Source organism: Streptomyces sp. NPDC052396 (assembly GCF_044593195.1).
Taxonomy (GTDB): domain Bacteria; phylum Actinomycetota; class Actinomycetes; order Streptomycetales; family Streptomycetaceae; genus Streptomyces.
Genome location: NZ_JBIUAW010000015.1, coordinates 70,868 through 87,811, shown reverse-complemented (window position 1 = coordinate 87,811; position 16,944 = coordinate 70,868). Strand labels below are relative to the sequence as shown.

Genomic DNA, 16,944 nt, shown 5'->3' with positions numbered 1-16,944 from the left:
CGACTGCACCGCGAAACTCCTTGCCGACAACGCGCCCGTCACCTACCAGATGGTTCGCGCCCACATCGCCACCCTCCGCAGGACTCCGGCCGACGCGGCACCGCGGCCGCCGTCGGTGCGGCAGGTGACCGGCTGGCTCACCCGGCATCCCATGGCCCTGACCGAGGAAGACCGGGCCGGCCTGAAGGATGTCCTGGCCCGTTGCCCCGAACTGGACACGGCCGCCGGACACGTCCGCGACTTCGGCGAGATACTCACCGACCGCCTCGGCTCGACACTCACCACCTGGATCGACGCCGTCGACGCCAGCCAGCTACCCGGCCTCACTGGCTTCGCACTCCACCTGCACCGAGACTTCGACGCTGTGACAGCCGGGCTCACCCTGGACTGGAACTCGGGCAGCACTGAGGGTGCCGTGAACCGCATCAAGAAGATCAAGAGGCAGCTCTACGGCCGAGCCGGATTCGAACTCCTCCGCAAAATGATCTTGCTTCAGTAGTTTTCGCGACGGTGTCGGTCTATCGCTGGTCGGCACGTGAGAGGTCAGAGTTCGGTCGTCCAGATCCCGACAGGGTGCTCACTCGGGGGCAGCCACAACTGAGGCTGAGAATCCCGATGCCTCGCCTCAGCCTGTTCTTCCCAGTGAAAGCGGTCATCCGCGTCAGGCCACACGACTTGCAGCACAGGGAAAGGAGGCCGCCGGTAGAACCCGATGGCCCGCCCGAAGAAGGTCCGGTACCAACGAAGATCGACCTGCCTGAGCGCGACTTGCTGACCATCGACAACGTCAGCATGGCTCTGGCCTCCAGCCAGTACAGCGCCCGCGGCGGACTTCGCTCCGAGCCTGTTGAGCATGCGGTGCATGTCATGGATATCGAGTCCGAACATGGCCAGCTCAGGTGCGCCATGAGTGTGTGACAGGCCGATCGTGTAGGCGAATCCAGGACCGATCTCGTCCTCGGGAACCATCACGACGTGCCATCCGTGCCGCTGCACATTCTCGATGATCGTCAGATCCATGCGGTCCGCTTCGGCTCGGTCGCCGTAGTCATGGCAGAGGACGCAGCGGCACTGGAACGGATCAGCAGTCATACGCGGAGGCTACGAGGTGAGCCTTTGAGCCGGACAGCCGGGCTCGCGACCACCCTTTCAATCGAACGACACTGTCACCCTCTGCGACCGGGCCCCAAGATCTGTGCCAGAACCCGGAACTCGCCTACACAGCCACCAGCTCGATCACGGGGCCTGGCTATGGAGGTTGAATCAACTGTGTGAACGGAAGTCGTTGAGTCTCTGACAGACAAGGCCGTCTTTCAGTCGCCTGCATCGGAGTCCTCACTGATCCGGTGCGCCGCGGTCCTCGGCCACCCACTGCCTGCGGACCTCGCTGCCCTCCTTCGTGAGAGCGACGGCATCGAGGGCGAGTACGGCGATGGGCTCATCTGGTCTGCTGAGCGCATCGCCTCCGAGAATCAGAACCTCCGCGAGACCACTGAACTCGCCACTTTGTATATGCCTTTCGATCCGCTGATCTTCTTCGCGGACGCGGGCAATGGAGACCTGTTCGCGTTTCTCGCCAGGATCGACCGGCCCGATGTCTTCGTCTGGAACCACGAGAACGACAGCCGCACCTGGGCGGCACTGAGCCTGGCCAAGTACGTCGAGTGGTGGCTGGCAGGGCAGATCAAGCTGTAGCACCACGCCTTGTGGCCCGCCGGGTCAGGACGAGACGCTTCGCCGATGCCCGAGCGTTGACGGCTCGCGCCGGTACGGTTTCCGTTACGCGGGCCTCAGGCCGCAGCCGCAGGCTTGGGATCCGTCGCATTGCCGAGGAGCTGATGACGGGTGCTTCTCTCATCGGCCACTCACCCCAGCGGGTGGTGGCCGGCTACTTCGACCACCACGGCGTGCCCGGATCTGGTCGGTGTGGGGGGCCTGGCGCAGGAGTCGGGACAGGATCGAGGCCATCGGGCCCGCGCGGGAAGGGAACCCGCGCGCGGCGACACCCGGGTCGGCCTGGACCACCGTCACTCCGCACCCGTTCCGCAACCCGGCGAACGCCGAGCCCATTCGCCACCCACGGCAAAAGCGAGCCGCTCCGCCCCGCACACAGCCCTGGTCGGCGTCCTCTCGGCCCAGCCCTTCCGTGCCGCCTGGGGGCACTGTCAGTGGTCTGGTGCACGATCAACGTGCCACATCATTTGCCCGGGCAAGAGCGGGGGCAGCATGCCGATCAGGAATCAGCACATAGCCGCGTATTCCTTTCTCCAAGGACTGTACGAAGACGACTACTACCCCGATCATGTGGTGGACCGGGCAAAGATGATCCTGCTCCGGCTGTGCGAGCACATCGAGGCGCACTCACCCGCCGATCTGAGCACGCTCTACACTCTGGCCCAGGCGGCCACCGAGGAATTCAACGACTTGGAGGCCGAGTTCGAGGCCGCCGGCAGCGAGATCGAGACCGTGGCCCGCGACGAGATAGCCAAGGATTTCTGGTTCGTCGCCTGCTCCTACGGCTTCACGAATGCAGACGTGGAAGAGCTGATCGCCACGCGCGAGTGGTGAGCCGGACCACAGACATCAGCGCTTCCGCCACACAAAGGCCCCGTTGCAGAGGGCGCAGCTGCGGGACTGACGCAGCCATAGCGGACGCTGCCACATGGAGCGGCACCTCCGTAAGATCACGGCATGCCCACCGACAAACGCCTGACCCGGTCCTCGTTCTCCGGCCACATCCAGCCGATCTCCACCCGCCGACTGATGCCGCTCCTGCCACGCCGGATCTGGTCAGACAGCGACTGGCAACGCATCCAGCTCGGCTACCGGGCCCCGAGCATGGACCAGAAGTGGGACGTCTTTACCGAGGACAACGTAGCCTTCCTGCACCGGAGTTGGACAGGATTCGGGATCTTCGAAGCGACCTTCTCCCCAGTGGATGGCGGTGGCCGGCAGATCACCGAGGGCGTAGTGGAACGCGACCCCGAGCGCTATCGCGGCCAGGATGACGAGTACGACTGCCTCATAATGGAACTGGTGCTCAGCGCAGTCGTGCTCGGTGAACCAGCGGAAGATCTCCGGGCGACATTTAGGGAGTTCGTCCGCCAAGGCAGAGGCCGCTGATACCCCATCCGCGCTCGTCCAACAGAGCACCGTAGCCCTGCGTTCGGAGTCCTAGCGACTGGTCAGCCCCGCTCGTGCGGGATGGTTTCGCCCGCTGCTCCGGTGTGCAGCATAGCGCTGGCCCCGCGCAGTGGACATGGTCCTGTGGCTTCGCTGCTCCTACCACACGACGATTCCGCCGTCCTCGGCCTTGGCCCGCTGCGCGGCGGCAACAACGTTGTCGAAGCGGGCGGTGATGTAGTCGGCGTCGTAGCCGCCCTGTTCGGCAAGCCGGTCGAGGTGTGGGCGGATGGCCTCACACTCGGTGAGGAAATCATCGATCTCCTCCCGCTCCACGTAGAGATTGCCACCGTCGAGCCGGGGGAAGAACCGGGAGCCCAGGGCCCGGATCGCCTCGGAGCCCCACAGCCGGGTCCGGGTACTTTCGAATCCAGCCAGGGTGTCGCTGTACTCCGGGTCCTCCAGCAAGTCGTGGCCACCGTCGGCACCGTAGACAAAGGTATGCACATTCAGACTCATGGGTCGACTCTGCGGGAGCTGGTACGCCCTGTCGAACGAATTGGCCAAGGTCTGATGCCCCGACAAGGTCTGAGGGCAGGCCACACACGGCGTACACCTGGCCGAGGACGCCGCCGTCGGTCCGGCCCTCCTGGATCGCCCCGGAGTCCGATCCACCACGGGCATCCCGGCCGGCCACGTACGCCGGTACTCCACGCACAGGCCGTCACCGGCCAAGCGGCGCTCGCCAATGACGAGGTACCCAACGTTCATAGAGCTCACCGCCAGCCGGAGTGCCCCCTCACCACTTGATCAAGAAGCCTCCTGGTGGAGAGACTGCACCCATGGAGCTCATAGGCGTGGTCGCCGGCGCACGGATGACCGGTGTTGACGTCGACATCCTGCTTGTGGGGCAGCAGTGAGCGTCGGTCTGCCCTTCTTCCGCTACCACCCCGACCCCGTCGCAAGCGGATCCATCCGCACGAGCGCAGAGACATGCGCTTGCTGCAACCGCAGCACGGGGTGGATCAACACCGCATCCTTCTACACCACCCAGGAGGTCGGCGGGAGGTTCTGCCCCTGGTGCATCGCCGACGGCAGCGCCGCTGAACGATTCGCCGGCGAATTCTCCGACACCTACGGCCTCGACGGCGTCAGCGAGGAGACCGTACGGGAAGTCACTCGCCACACCCCTGGCTTCCACGCCTGGCAGGATCCGCACTGGCTCGTCCACTGCCAGGACGCGGCCGCCTTCCTCGGCGAGGTCGGATACACCGAACTGGCGGCACACCCGGAGGCCCTCGACCAGCTCCGGCTCGACCTGCGTCTGGACGGCTGGCACGACCCATCCCAGCTTGAGCACTTCCTGACCCAGCTCGGCGAAGGGGCAACCGCCATGCTCTTCCGCTGCACGGCCTGCGGCACCCACCTCGCCTACGCCGACGCCTCCTGAGCCACCGGTCAGCCCGTCAGCCGTGATCCTGCGCCGCCCAGCCATCCGGTCTCGCACCGGTATGCCGAAGAGACCGTGCGCTGGTCAGGCCTCGCCGGCAGCAGACGCAGGCCAACGGCCCAGCGTGACCGGGGCGGAGCCGTAAGGCAGTAGCCGTACGGCCACTGCCACCGCCTCAGGCGCCGTGGTGAACCGGGCGGCGTCCTTGCTCGCCATGGTCTCGGCGACCGTGAACCGACCGACGGCTTGGGCGACCAGCACCGGCCCCACGACGGACAGGCGCGGCCGCGTCGTGACCGAGAAACGCAGCGCCCAATGGCTGGTGAAAGGGTAGAGCCCCCGCAGCGCCGGTTCGGCATAGGCCGCCTCGACCAAGGCCTGATACGCCGACCCCCAGGGATACTCCAGCTCGCTGGCCTCGGTGCGCAGGTGCTGCCACTCGCTTTCGGCCAGGCGCGCGGGGTCGTGGTCGGGCACCTCGAAGCGGCCGGACAGGTGCATGAACGGCGCGGCCCGGCAAAGATCGCTCAGCGCTGCCCCGGCGTGCCACGCCCGCGCGGCCTCGGCGATCTCTGCCAGATCGTCCGTCGTACCGTCAACGAGTGCCATGTCCGCGAACGAGTCGGTACCACTGATCGACCACCGCCGCTTGTGGCGCCATGCGCTGACCTGCAAGGGCCCGCGATGAGGAAGCGTGCCGCCGGCTGTGGCTTCGAGCAGCGGATCGGACTCCAAGCTCGTGACAGGAACGGAGGCGAGACGGCCTTTCGCCACGGCCTTGGAGTGCGGCGCCGAGGTTGCCGTGGGCCGCGACGTCGGGATACAAATCGCTCGGATCGGGATGCGTGACCACGGCTGCTGATTATGCCCGCCCGCCGTACCGCCTTCCGCTGAGCGATCACGTCCACGGCGAGGTCCCGCAGGTGTGCGGGCGTGCCGAGCGGCCCGATCACACACCGCTCCAGCGCATACCGCCCCGCATCCTCCCAGGCGTCCTCTACCGGGCCCTCGCGTGCTGACCGTCCACGCAGCCGCTCCTCATCGTGCTTCTTCAACAGCCAGGCGTAGACGGTGTGTTGCCGCGAGGTTCTGCTACGCTCCCGCGCTGGCTGGTCATGTACCCGCCGGGGCCCGGGCCGCCACTATATGGCGTTGCCGCCGCCCTTTCGGCCGTCCGCCTCCCCAGCGCAATGGCCGCCGATCCAATCAATCATCCCTCGCCCCGCTCAGCCTGGCAGAATTCCGCAGGCTCCTGGCAGCTCGGCACCCCGGGACGGCCCACCATCAGCGTCGCCGAGTCGATCGGACACTGAGGTGGTCCTGCTCGCGCCGCCGGCACCAAGCCACCGCCAGGCGCTGCCACTACAAACGCCGCACCGCCGGTCACGAACTCCCGCCACCTGACGGACAGCCAGTCGACTATCACTTAAAAACAGGCCCCTGACCAGCCGCGATAGCGAACTGCAACTGGAGTAAAGTCCTTTCAGCCCCGCCAGTTCCCGCCTGCCCAGCCGTCATCTCGACCTGTCACCATGCCCCCTCCAGCATCGACCCGGGACGGCTCCGTGCACCAACCCGCACACACCATCGCAGACAGGTCGGACAACGCCCCGTTCCCCATGATGCCCCGGAGCCTCACCCGCTCCTCGCGAGGCGGTCGGTGATAGGCAGATGGTGCCCTGGATCGCTCCCGCGGGCGATCGGCCACCCCTTCGCCTGGGCGGGGTCGTTGTGGCGTTGGCCGAGGCAGCTGGTCAGTAGCGGTGGCAGGTGTCGACCGCTTCGCGCCGAGCAGCACAAGGGCGTGGCCGGCAGCGGAGGTTGGCGGGCGAAACTGCCGGTGGTGGGCCGACGAGTCTCTGCCTCACGCCGGGGGCTCGACCTCCAGCCAGCGCTGCCCACGAGCCCCGCGGTACTCCAAGGCCTGCCAACCCATCCGCTTCAGAGCGTCGGCACACCGCTGAAGCGCATCGTGCTGGGCATAGCGCGCCCCGCTGCCCGGCGGGCCCAGCCATTCGACGCGCACCACTGCCCCACACGCGCGCACACAGTATCCGGTGGCCAGGCGCCGGCCGTCGGACCCGACCGCCGACGGCGGGAGTCCAGCGGCTTCGAGAACCAGAGCGACCGCGCGCACCGGCTGGAGTCGCTCCCAGGGAGCCGGCACGCCTTCTGGTTCGGCACGGCCGGTGTTGGTAACACGGCGGATCTGCCTGAGCCCCGCCAAGGCCTGCTTCACGTCGGCCGCACGTTCCTCGGCGTCCCCGGCCCAAGGCCCGTCAGCTCCGGCGGCTACCTGGAAGCCCGTCATGTCACCGATCATTGCGCCCCTCTCTGCCACCAACGGTAGACCGCCGCCACACGCGGCGGGCGGCCGGACCGCATGCTCGCCGGCAGTCCGCACTGCCACGGCATCCTGGCCAAGGCGCCCCACACCCCCAGCCGTTCATCCCGAAGCAGGCATGCTCGCGCGGCGGGGGAGCGGGAGCCTTGATGAAAACTCTCATTCCGCTGGCCATGCCCAGTGTGCGGAACGTCCGGGGAACGCCGAGGCCTGCCTGGAGAAACGAGTTGACCGGCGGGGAGCGTACGAGGGCGACAGCAGCGACCGCACCGTCATCACCCCAGTGGAAACGGCGCGGGTTACGCGGGTCAGATCATCGTGTCGAGTGCGCATTCGAGGCGAGCGAGGGTGCCGAGATCGGGCAGGACCTGGCCGCATAGCACGCGGCTGATCGTCGTATGGGCCGCACCGGCGTCTTCGCCGAGCTGGCGGAGCCCAACTCCACTGCGCTGCATGGCCTTCGCCAGATTGATGGCACCTCCCGAGCGTAAAGAGCACTCACCGGCGCCTCGTCGGCCCGGATCGCCCGCGGCCACTCTCCGGCTACCGTATTCGCGCATCGCACCTGATCGTTGCTGCTCCGAGGCATGGAGCGATCGTCCCACGAGCGAATGCACAGTGGCTTCGGCTCCGTGCCCACAGCAGCTCCCCTTCAGACAGCGGCCGGATTTTCAGCCACGTGCTCATCAAAGCCCGGGGAGCGGCCACAGCGTAAGCGGCCTGACGCGCAGGGAGCAGTCACCAGTTACCCCGAGGTGCCGCGCCCTGGGGTGATCCGTCGGCGCATGGCACCCTGGCTGGTCCTGGACCGATCACGCCGGATACACCGCCCTGCATGCGTGCGGTGCGCAGTTAGGGAGAGACAGTGACCTACTCTTTAGCAACAGCTTCCTCGGGACCTCAGCCGATGTGGTCCCCGCTGGACGAGTACTTGTGGCACTCGTGCGACATCCTCGCCGACGTGCTCGAAGGCCGGCTGAGCCAGCGTCCCTTGGTCGCAACCACCGCCCCGCTCGATCGTGGCGAGCAGGCGCTCGCGGTGGGGCCCGGACAACGTCTGACCTGGCGGGCCGCGGGCGACGGCAGCTACAGCCACAGCGGCGTCGTCGCGTTCGGCAGTCCGGCCTTCGTCATCGGCAGTCTGGTCGGCTCTGCGCTCGGTAACTCCGCCCGACGCCGGCAGGCGGCCCTCGACGCCCAACCGCGGTGGGTATGGGAGGGAGCAGGGGAGGTCACCCTCACAACGCGCGGCGCATACTTCGCACATCCCCAGGCACGGCTCGTCCTGTACTGGCACAGCCTGGATGCAATCGATCTCGCGGCCGCCGATGTCTTCCAGACGAGCTTCGTCAGTACGCGCGAACACTATTGCAGCGTCCGTCTCCACACGCCGTGGGCTTCCTTGATGTTCGCCCTGGCAGCAGTCACCGCGTTTCCCGCCCATCCTCGGCTGCTGAGCCGTGGATGGCTCCCGCCGGACTTCGAGCACAGATGCGCGGCCATAGGGCGCCCATGCCGCCCCGCAGCTCAGCTCGCCGTGGAGGCCGCTGCCCAGTGAAGCTCCAGCCAGGCGACAAGACTTCGTCATGTACAACTACCGTTATTTCAAAGAGAATTGATTGTGGTAACCCGCGAGACGTGGACGGCCCTCCGCTCGTGCGCTGGCACGGTGCGGCACGGCGAGCCCCCCGGCACGGCACAGATGGAGGCTGGGCAGGCGTGCACACCCTTGAAGCCATCGCTCACAATCCCGGACCGTTTCATAAGCCCGTTGCAGACGCCCAGTCACTCGCAACAACCATGAGGCCGTCCAAGCGGCTGGTGGCCGCGTCCTGCCCGGTCGTTACGCTTGGGCGGTCGCGACGTGGCGTGTTGTGGACGGTCTACCGGGTGGTCAGTTGCCAGTCGTAGGAAGCGTGGAGCTCGCTGGGCTGGTAACTGATGTTCATGTGCGAGGGCAGGGTCTGGGCGGTGAATACCGTCTCCAGGCGGGTCGAGCTGCCTTCGGGCACGGTGGCCGGGCCGCCCGGCAAGAGTGAGTAGCCGGGAAGCCATCTGACGCCCGGGTTCGCACCTTTGCGGGCGCCGATGCCGTCGCGCAGTTCCACGGGGGCACCGCTGCGGTTGGTGACGATGACCGGCAGGAGGTAGGTGTGCCCGTCGGCCGCGCCCTCGTCCTTCATACCCGGGTTGGGGGTGATGGCCTGGATGGGGCCGATGGTGACCTGGACGCCATCGTCGTAGGTGATGGCGCCTTCCCGGGCCGGTTGCTCGCCGGCGCCGGTGCGTTTGCGTGCGGTGACACCGTCGTCGCGGTCGTAGCGGATGCAGCCGCCGCTGGTCGACAGCGTGGGGGTGTGCGTGTACTCGTCTAGGTAGATCGCGATGGTGATGCCGTGGTCATCGGTGGTGCTCAGGCCCGGCCAGTTCGGCACCGGACGGCCGGGGGTTGAGCCCTCCGGCGGCGGCGTGTCGTGCACCTTCCAGCCGCGGTGTCCCCAGGCGGTGCGGAGTTTGCCAAGGCCGGCCAGATAGTCGGCTTTGCCGGCGTAGTGGAGATCCCACTCATAGTGGGGCTCATGACGGGTCACGCCATGGCGGTCGCTCCCAAGGTCGTCAACGCACGCGGTACTGCCTTCTGCCCGTACCTGGTCTGCGACGCCGGCCCCCGGGCCTAGACCGATGATGGTCTGTCTCCCGGCCTCCAGGGTGGCGATGTCCCGCTTGCGGAAGTCCGCTGCCGATCGCACGGAGCCCCCGCCGAGGATTCCGAAGAAGCCGGATACGGCCGAGCAAGCCCACACGATGACCCCGGCTGCGGCCAGCGCGATGAGGGAGCGCCGCACGAGTATCGTGCGGCTGGTCCCAGTGGCCGGGGTGGCTGCCGTGGCGATATCCGGTTCCTGGGGCGGGTGTGTGTCCATGAGGTGATCCCACCGCGCCGACCTGGCACACGGTCAGGGGTGAAGTACTCATTCGGAGCTGAGTATGCCTACCCAGGGCGTGCGTCGGCTCTTCCGCGGGAGGCCGCCTGGGACGCTACCGGCGATGACGAGTACCGTCTTGGCAGTTCGGAGAGCTCCGTCTACCTGGCCACCATCATGCCCCTACTCCACCGAGCCGCAGTAGAGCGCACCTCTGAACGGGGCTTCTCAGACACCTAGTGCCGTATCAGGCAACGTTTGCCCTGTAACCGGCTGGGGTGTCATGTGGTGCTGAGTGGTGCGCTTTCCTCGGCGTCGAGCTGGTGGTCCGCCCAGACGTAGCTTTCGGGAAGCAGGTCGGTGACGGGCACCGTTCGGAGGCCGTCGTTTGTCCCGACGATGACCTTGAGGGCTGGGAAGTAGTCAAGAAGGACCTGGCGGCAGCGGCCACATGGGGGCACGACGCCTCGGTTGCGGTCACCCACGGCGACGATGGTGTCCAGGTCATAGGCGCCCTGGACGGCAGCAGCGCCGATGAGCACCAGCTCCGCGCAGGGGCCTCCGGTGAAGTGATAGGCGTTCACCGCGGTGACGATCCGGCCGTCTCGGGCGCGGGCTGCAGCCGCCATGGTGTGGTTGTCGCCCCGGCAGTGTGTGGCCGCGACGTGTGCCGCTGCCCGGATCAGTTCGTGGTCGACACGGTCGGTCTGTGTGGTCATCTTCTCTGCCTTCATGCGGCGTCAGGCCGCGTTGGCCCTGTCCACGACGGCGCGCAGGCGCCGGTCGTCGGCGTGGCGGTTTCGCCAGATGATGTAGCGGCGGATCATGCTGCCCTGCTCCTTGTGGCTGGCATGGTCGGTGCCATCGAGCGTGAAGTAGCGCAGGGCGGTGAACTGGGCTTCTATGCGGTTGAGCCAGGAGTTGTTCGTGGGGGTGTAGACGATCTCGACGTTGTTTGCTGCCGCCCAGGTGTCGACCCGTTGGCACTTCTTCGTGGTCAAATGCGGGGAGAAGTTGTCACAGACGATCGCGATGCGGACCTCAGGCGGATAGAGACCGGCAGAACTCCAGGTGGCGGGCTGATGGCTCCCGCTTTGCTCTTGGCCGGTATGGGGGTCGCGGCCTGCACTCTGGTCACCGGTCCGGCGGCTGCATTGTTGTCGGGGCGAGGCTGGGCCGGTGCCGACGCCGACCCGGCCACTACCGTCATCATCGCCGTCACTCACGGTCCGCAGCAGGCGTGGACGCCAGGCCCGCTGGCATGGCTGTTCTGGACGTTGACGGTGCTGATGTGGGTGCTGCTCGGCTGGGCCGCACTGTGGTTGTGGAAGCGATTCGGCGGCCCGCAGCACGGCGGGGCCCAGTGGGGCGGTGCCCGTGTCGAACGGAAGTTGAAAGTCGCCGAGGACCCTGAGAAACGGCGCAATCAGATCACGGCGGGCCGCGGCCTGCGGACCAAGAAGATCGTGGCGTCGCGCCCGAACATCTCCGCCACGGTCTTCGGGGTGCCCGGCAGCAGCAAAACCACCGGCTTGGTGCTGCCGAATGTCGGCGACGCGCGAATCGTGACCCACCACCGGCGCCGTTGCGTGAGACTGACGAAGAGGTCATCGAACCGGGCCGCGTACTCCTCCAGCGGTCCCGGCGCAGGCGGACACGGACGACGAGCGGTCATCTTCAGCCCCCAGCACGGCGGTTGACTCCCTACCACCGCCCTACGACCAGCCCGCCCGGCCGTCAACCCCAACTACCGCCGGGTTTAACGAACTACCAGTAGTCGTCCCGCATGGCGTTGACCTGCGTGGACTGGATTGGGTGAGACGCGTCGACTCGGTTCGTTGAGACAGACGGTCAGGGCGTTATTCACGCAGAAGCGTGTGTGCTCACGGTCGTTCAGGCTTCGAGCCAGAAAGGTGGCGATCGTCCTCTTCACTCCTTCAGCAGGCTCCTGCAGGAGACGCGCGGTGACGACGAGTCCGGCTTGGTCCAAGAGGGCAACAATCCGGTCCGGCGGCAGCAGATGGGACTCGTAAGACACCGGATGGCCCCCGTCTGCCTGCGTCTGACGCAGGAGCTCGTCGTCTCCCACGTAGTCGGTCATCATCAGGTGGCCGACGGTGTGTTGCCAGCACGTTTGCGGTTTTCGTTACGCCGACCATATGCGTCGGGAGGTAGGACGGGTGCGCAACGCAAAACCGGCTCGCGGGAAAGGTGTATCGCCATGGTGGAGCTCAACCGGCGGAGGGTTGTCTCGGGGATTGGCCTGGCAGCGGCCGCGGCCGCGGTGGCGCCGCTGCTGGGTGCCTCGACAAGCGCGGCGGCGGGGGGTAGCGACCCGGACGCGCTGTTGAAAGCCGGCCGGTTCGACGAGGCCGCCCGCGGTTATGAGGAGATCCTGCGCAAGGATCCGAACGACGCGCACGCGGCGCGGCAGCGCGGATATGTCGCGCTGTTGTCCAACCGGTTCGCTGAGGCGGAGAAGTATCTGCCCTTGGCGGTGCGGCTGGCACCGGATGACAAGCAGGCCAAGCAGTGGCTGGCCGACTGCTACCTGCGGCAGGACAAGTTATCGGCGGTGGTGCCGCTGCTGCGTGCCATCGGCAAGGAGCCGCAGGCCAAGTGGTATGAGGCGGTCCAGGGGCAGCCGTACCAGGTGTCGGTGGGCCCGTCCGGGCGGGTTCCGTGGCTGTCCATGGACCCGCTGCCGGTGGTTGAGGCGTCGGTGAACGGCGGGCCGCCGAAGAAGTTCCTGTGGGACACCGGCAACACCACGGGTGTGGGCTTGTCGGTACGGATGGCCGAGGAGGCCGGACTGCGGGCGGTTTCCCAGACCAAGGTCAACGGCGGCGGGCAGCAGAGCATGGACGTGTTTTTCGGTGTGCTGCCCTCGTTTCAGATGGGTGATGTGGAGGTCCGTAACGTCCCGGTGAGTTGGATGGACATGGAGTCGCCCCACGAGTTGGGTACCGAGCCGAACCCGGGGAGCATCGGCGCTCAGTTGTTCGCCCACTTCGTGACCACGTTGGATTGGGTGAACGAGGCGTTTATCTTTCGGCCACGTACGTCCGGGCAAGCGCGGGCGGTCCGCGCCGAGGCGGCCCGGGCCGGATCCCGGCCGCTGCCGCTGTGGATCGATCACGACATCCCCTACACCCGGGGCAGCGTCAACAACTCCGGTCCGCAGGTGGTGTCCATCAACACCGGCCAGGACGCTGGCAGGGCAGGTGTCATGGCGCTAGAGACCGCCAAGCGGCTGAAGGTGCGCACCGACCTGAGTCGCCCGATGTATGGCGCTACGCACGGGGAGATACACAAGGACTATCCGTGCTACCCAGACGAGACGCGTATCGGCCCGGCCATCGCCCGCGGGATCTACTGGGCGGCCGCGGAGCAGATGGTGGATCCAACGCCCTTCGACATGCTGGCCCACTTCGGGCACACATTCTTCAAGCCGTACGCGGTCACCCTCGACTTCGCTGAGATGAACGTCTACATCACCGGCGGCAAACCTTCCTCCTGAACCGTCCGCTGCAGGGGGTCGGCCCCGCCACATCCATGACGCGGTCGGCCCACGTTCACCGGCTATGCCCCGGCCGGTAGTGATGATGCGCTGCTTCAGCTCGACCAGCGCGCGTACCCATTGTCGACCTGGTGCAACGCCGCGCGGCCGGCCCGGCTCGCCGCTCATCGGCCCTGCCAACCACGCCCGGACCGGCCCCTGGCACCGAGTCCCTGATGTCTCATGAGACACCCGGATTCTGGAGAACACTCGTAGGCGAAGACCACGCGGCAGGAGCGGGAACGCTGACATTCTGGCTTTATTCACGAGTCGTGGTTCTGGTACAGCTTCCGGATGCTGTTGGTGATCTTTGTATCGTGGTCTGAACTCGACGCGGTGCCTGGCCAGTTCCAGTGGCGTGTGCTGTTGTGGAACAGGGGGCCGGGCGGGCATCGGAGCGTGATAGCGATGTCCATGGGAGAGAGTGCGGGACGGGTGATCCCGTCGTTGACGGTGCGGATGGCGAGGGCGAGCAATCCGCGTGGCACGGCGGCGATGTGGGTGCGGGACCGCCTGGACGGGTTGCTCACCGACGCTGACTTCGCCGACTGGTATCCGGCGGACGGGCGGCGGGGGCTCTCGCCGGCCTGGCTGGCTTTGGTGTCGGTCCTGCAGTATGCCGCGAACCTGACGGACCGGCAGGCCGCCGAGGCGGTCCGCTGCCGCCTGGACTGGAAATACTGTCTCGGGCTTGAGCTGGACGACCCGGGGTTCGATCACTCGGTGCTCAGTGAGTTCCGGGGCCGGATGGCCGAAGGCGACCGAGCGGACCGCCTGCTGGCCGTCATGGTCGACCACCTGGTGGCCGCCGGGCTGGTGAAGCGGCGGGGCCGGGTGCGGACGGACTCCACACACGTGCTGGCTGCGGTGCGCCGGCTCAACCGTGTGGAACTGGTCGCCGAAACCCTGCGACTGGCGCTGGAAGAACTCGCCCGCCATGGCGAGGACTGGCTGACAGGCCTGGTCACCGCGGACTGGGCGAACCGTTACGGACGTCCAATCCGCTACGACCGGCTGCCCCGGGGCGGAGAAGCCCTGGCCGAGTACGTGCTGCAGGCCGGCAACGACGGCATGCACATCCTGCACCGCCTCTACCGCGACGACACCCCTTGGCGATTGCGGGGGCTGAGGCAGGTGCAGATCCTCCGGCAGGTGTGGGTGCAGCAGTACTGGTATGACGAGAGGGGCGAGTTGAGGTGGCGGGGGCCGAAGTCCACCCGGGACCGCCAAAGTCGGCGCAAGACCGGACAGCGCAACACCGGCAAAACCTCGGCCGACGGGCGGCCCGATCCCGCAACAGCCCGGGTGCCGTGGTCCGGCATGGAGATCGTCACCCCGCACGACGCCGAAGCCCGCTACAGCCAGAAGATCACGGCATCCGGGCAACGCGACTGGATCGGATACCGGGACCATCAGACCGAAACGTGCGACACGGGGCCGAACGTGATCGTGCAGGTGACGACCAGGCCGGCCCCCGAGCAGGACATCGATGCGCTGGACCTCATCCACCACGGCCTGGCCGTCCAGGACTTCCATCCCGTCGAGCACCTCGTCGACGGCGGCTACGTCACCCCGGACTTCGTCCATCACACCGCCCAGCGGTGGGGCACCGCCCTCACCGGCCCGGTCCGCCAGGACCCGAAGGCCGACGCCCGCCCGGGGTTCGCGACGGAGGACTTCCGCCCCGACTGGGAAGCTCACACGCTCACTTGCCCCAACGGCGTCACCAGCCCGCCCTGGAAACCCACGGTCGGCGACGGACACCCCCGCCTGTCCGTGCTCTTCCCCCGCAAAGCCTGCAGGCAATGCGCCGACCGTCTCAAGTGCACCGGCAATGTCGACGGCAAGGGCCGTCACATCTTCCTGCTGCCTCAGCCCCAACAAGAGATCCAGAACCAAGCCCGGACCGAGCAGCGGACACCGCAATGGCAGCGGCGTTACGCGATGACCGCCGGCTGCGAGGCCACTGTCTCCGAGACAGTCCGGGCCCACGGCCTACGAAACTGCCGCTACCGAGGGCTCGCAAAGACCCATGTCCAGCACGTACTCACCGCCATGGGCGCCAACATCATCCGCCTCAGCGAGTGCTATCCACCAGGCACCGCACCGCCACGGCCCAGCAGGCCGGAGAGCACCTTCCGCCAGCTCTGCCAGACACTGCCAGCAAACCCAGCACCCTGACAGGCAAAGATCACCAACAGCATCACTTCCGTGGTCCGCGCACGCTGAGTGATGGCCGACGGCCGGAGTGGCTCCCGGGAAGTTGCCCGAAAGTGATCGGCAACCCGGCGGGTGTGGCCGAGGTTCGGGGCCGTGCGAGAGGACGTGCTCCGGCTGGAGCACAAGCGTCAGCTGCCCATCGCCCCCTGAGGGCGTGGGGGTACCGCTTCTTCATCGACCGCAACCGCGCGCTTGACGGGTCCTCGTCAAGCGCGCACGCTCGATTCGCACCGTCGAAACCGCACCACTCGTCTGCACGGCCCCCACCGCAGAAGGAGTACGCGTGAGACGTCACCCCCGTACAGCCGCCTTGGCGGCCGGCGCCCTGCTGGCCGTCTGCTCCCTCGCCGCCCCGGGCCTGACGGCCACCGCCGCCGTGCCCACCCCCGCCGAGCACACCGTGACGGCACAGGGCGCCGCGCGGACCGCGGCCTTCTGGACCCCCGAGCGCATGCGCGAGGCCACCCCGCTCGACCTGACCCCGGAGCGCGCGGACGCGGCGTCCGCGCCGGCGACCGGCGGCCGGCACACCGTCGTACCGCCCACCCCCGCCCCCGCGCACCCGGACGGCGCCACCCTCCGCTCCTTCCCCCAGTCCGGAGGCCCCTGGACGGGTGACGGCGCGATCGTGAAGACCTCCGGGCGGGTTTTCTTCACCATGCAGGGCCGCAAGGCCTCCTGCTCCGGCGACGCGGTCACCAGCGGCAACCACAGCACCGTGATCACGGCCGGGCACTGTGTGAAGTACCAGGGCAACTGGCACACCGACTGGACCTTCGTCCCCGGCTACCACGACGGCCAGGCGCCCTACGGCACGTGGTCCGCGACCAAGACGCTCTCCACCCCGCAGTGGACGGCCAGTGAGGACATGAACTACGACGTGGGCGCCGCGGTGGTCGCCCCGCTCGACGGGAAGAAGCTCACCGACGTGGTCGGCGGCCAGGGCCTGGACTTCAACGGCGCCTACGGGCAGGCGATGTACTCCTTCGGCTTCCCCGCGGCCTCCCCCTACGACGGCACCAGGCTCATCCACTGCAGCGGCACCGCCACGCAGGACTTCTTCCTCACCAAGGACCACGGTCTCAGCTGCAACATGACCGGCGGCTCCAGCGGCGGTCCCTGGTTCACCTCGTTCGACGAGTCGACGGGCACGGGCCTCCAGGCGTCCGTGAACAGCTTCGGCTACGTCTTCCTGCCGGACACCATGTTCGGCCCGTACTTCGGCGACGACGCGAAGGCGCTGTACGACAACGCGCAGAACACGTAAGCCCGTTGCTTGCCGGTGGTCAGGGCCCGCAGCGGTGGGACCTGACCACCGGATTGC

At 67.4% G+C, this 16,944-nt stretch carries 16 protein-coding genes and 1 pseudogene; 10 read left to right on the top strand and 7 right to left on the bottom strand.

Going from position 1 to position 16,944, the window contains the following annotated elements; genetic code table 11:
• The first annotated feature begins 49 nt into the window (after nt 1-49).
• A complete protein-coding gene (locus tag ACIHFE_RS30100) occupies nt 50-499 on the top strand; it encodes a transposase (RefSeq protein ID WP_400111563.1) in 450 nt (149 codons plus the stop codon).
• Nucleotides 500-543: 44 nt separating this feature from the next.
• Here ACIHFE_RS30100 and ACIHFE_RS30095 read toward each other — a convergent pair whose 3' ends face one another.
• Nucleotides 544-1,092 carry a DUF4262 domain-containing protein gene (locus tag ACIHFE_RS30095; RefSeq protein ID WP_400111561.1) on the bottom strand — a complete coding sequence of 183 codons (549 nt, stop codon included), beginning with the start codon at nt 1,090-1,092 and terminating at the stop codon, nt 544-546.
• 201 nt (nt 1,093-1,293) lie between these two features.
• Between ACIHFE_RS30095 and ACIHFE_RS30090 the strand changes: the two genes are divergently transcribed.
• From ACIHFE_RS30090 to ACIHFE_RS30080, 3 genes are all read left to right on the top strand, one after another.
• Nucleotides 1,294-1,695, top strand: a complete 402-nt coding sequence (locus ACIHFE_RS30090; protein ID WP_400111604.1) for an SMI1/KNR4 family protein — start codon at nt 1,294-1,296, stop codon at nt 1,693-1,695.
• Between the two features lie 531 nt (nt 1,696-2,226).
• Nucleotides 2,227-2,568: a DUF5713 family protein gene (locus tag ACIHFE_RS30085; RefSeq protein ID WP_400111560.1), complete on the top strand. Its 342-nt coding sequence runs from the start codon at nt 2,227-2,229 to the stop codon at nt 2,566-2,568.
• A 123-nt stretch (nt 2,569-2,691) separates the two neighbouring features.
• Entirely contained in the window at nt 2,692-3,123 is a 432-nt protein-coding gene (locus ACIHFE_RS30080) for a hypothetical protein (protein WP_400111559.1), read from the top strand.
• 159 nt (nt 3,124-3,282) lie between these two features.
• Here ACIHFE_RS30080 and ACIHFE_RS30075 read toward each other — a convergent pair whose 3' ends face one another.
• Nucleotides 3,283-3,642, bottom strand: a complete 360-nt coding sequence (locus ACIHFE_RS30075) for a hypothetical protein (protein WP_400111558.1) — start codon at nt 3,640-3,642, stop codon at nt 3,283-3,285.
• A 397-nt stretch (nt 3,643-4,039) separates the two neighbouring features.
• Here ACIHFE_RS30075 and ACIHFE_RS30070 point away from each other — a divergent pair, with 397 nt between their 5' ends.
• Entirely contained in the window at nt 4,040-4,573 is a 534-nt protein-coding gene (locus ACIHFE_RS30070; protein WP_400111556.1) for a CbrC family protein, read from the top strand.
• 84 nt (nt 4,574-4,657) lie between these two features.
• On the opposite strand, the gene ACIHFE_RS30065 is transcribed toward ACIHFE_RS30070, so the two are convergent.
• Together ACIHFE_RS30065 and ACIHFE_RS30060 are read right to left on the bottom strand one after the other, a co-directional pair.
• Nucleotides 4,658-5,308: a DUF6193 family natural product biosynthesis protein gene (locus ACIHFE_RS30065; protein ID WP_400111555.1), complete on the bottom strand. Its 651-nt coding sequence runs from the start codon at nt 5,306-5,308 to the stop codon at nt 4,658-4,660.
• 1,129 nt (nt 5,309-6,437) lie between these two features.
• The gene (locus ACIHFE_RS30060) at nt 6,438-6,896 is read right to left on the bottom strand and encodes a hypothetical protein (RefSeq protein ID WP_400111553.1); all 459 of its coding nucleotides are present in this window, start codon (nt 6,894-6,896) and stop codon (nt 6,438-6,440) included.
• Nucleotides 6,897-7,824: 928 nt separating this feature from the next.
• Between ACIHFE_RS30060 and ACIHFE_RS30055 the strand changes: the two genes are divergently transcribed.
• A complete protein-coding gene (locus tag ACIHFE_RS30055) occupies nt 7,825-8,475 on the top strand; it encodes a hypothetical protein (protein WP_400111552.1) in 651 nt (216 codons plus the stop codon).
• Between the two features lie 325 nt (nt 8,476-8,800).
• Here ACIHFE_RS30055 and ACIHFE_RS30050 read toward each other — a convergent pair whose 3' ends face one another.
• The 3 genes and pseudogenes from ACIHFE_RS30050 to ACIHFE_RS30040 all read right to left on the bottom strand — a co-directional run.
• The gene (locus ACIHFE_RS30050; RefSeq protein WP_400111550.1) at nt 8,801-9,508 is read right to left on the bottom strand and encodes a hypothetical protein; all 708 of its coding nucleotides are present in this window, start codon (nt 9,506-9,508) and stop codon (nt 8,801-8,803) included.
• A gap of 614 nt (nt 9,509-10,122) precedes the next feature.
• Nucleotides 10,123-10,560, bottom strand: coding sequence for a cytidine deaminase (locus ACIHFE_RS30045; RefSeq protein ID WP_400111603.1), 438 nt, complete (start codon nt 10,558-10,560; stop codon nt 10,123-10,125).
• Nucleotides 10,561-10,581: 21 nt separating this feature from the next.
• A pseudogene (locus ACIHFE_RS30040) lies at nt 10,582-10,896 on the bottom strand (IS630 family transposase); the annotation flags it as partial.
• A gap of 27 nt (nt 10,897-10,923) precedes the next feature.
• On the opposite strand from ACIHFE_RS30040, the gene ACIHFE_RS30035 reads away from it, so the two are divergent.
• The 4 genes from ACIHFE_RS30035 (at nt 10,924) to ACIHFE_RS30020 (ending at nt 16,887) form a co-directional block, all read left to right on the top strand.
• A complete protein-coding gene (locus ACIHFE_RS30035) occupies nt 10,924-11,541 on the top strand; it encodes a hypothetical protein (protein ID WP_400111609.1) in 618 nt (205 codons plus the stop codon).
• 521 nt (nt 11,542-12,062) lie between these two features.
• Nucleotides 12,063-13,361, top strand: coding sequence for an aspartyl protease family protein (locus ACIHFE_RS30030; RefSeq protein WP_400111548.1), 1,299 nt, complete (start codon nt 12,063-12,065; stop codon nt 13,359-13,361).
• Between the two features lie 333 nt (nt 13,362-13,694).
• Nucleotides 13,695-15,581, top strand: coding sequence for a transposase (locus ACIHFE_RS30025; protein WP_400111546.1), 1,887 nt, complete (start codon nt 13,695-13,697; stop codon nt 15,579-15,581).
• 322 nt (nt 15,582-15,903) lie between these two features.
• Nucleotides 15,904-16,887: a trypsin-like serine peptidase gene (locus tag ACIHFE_RS30020; protein WP_400111544.1), complete on the top strand. Its 984-nt coding sequence runs from the start codon at nt 15,904-15,906 to the stop codon at nt 16,885-16,887.
• Nucleotides 16,888-16,944: the final 57 nt, after the last annotated feature.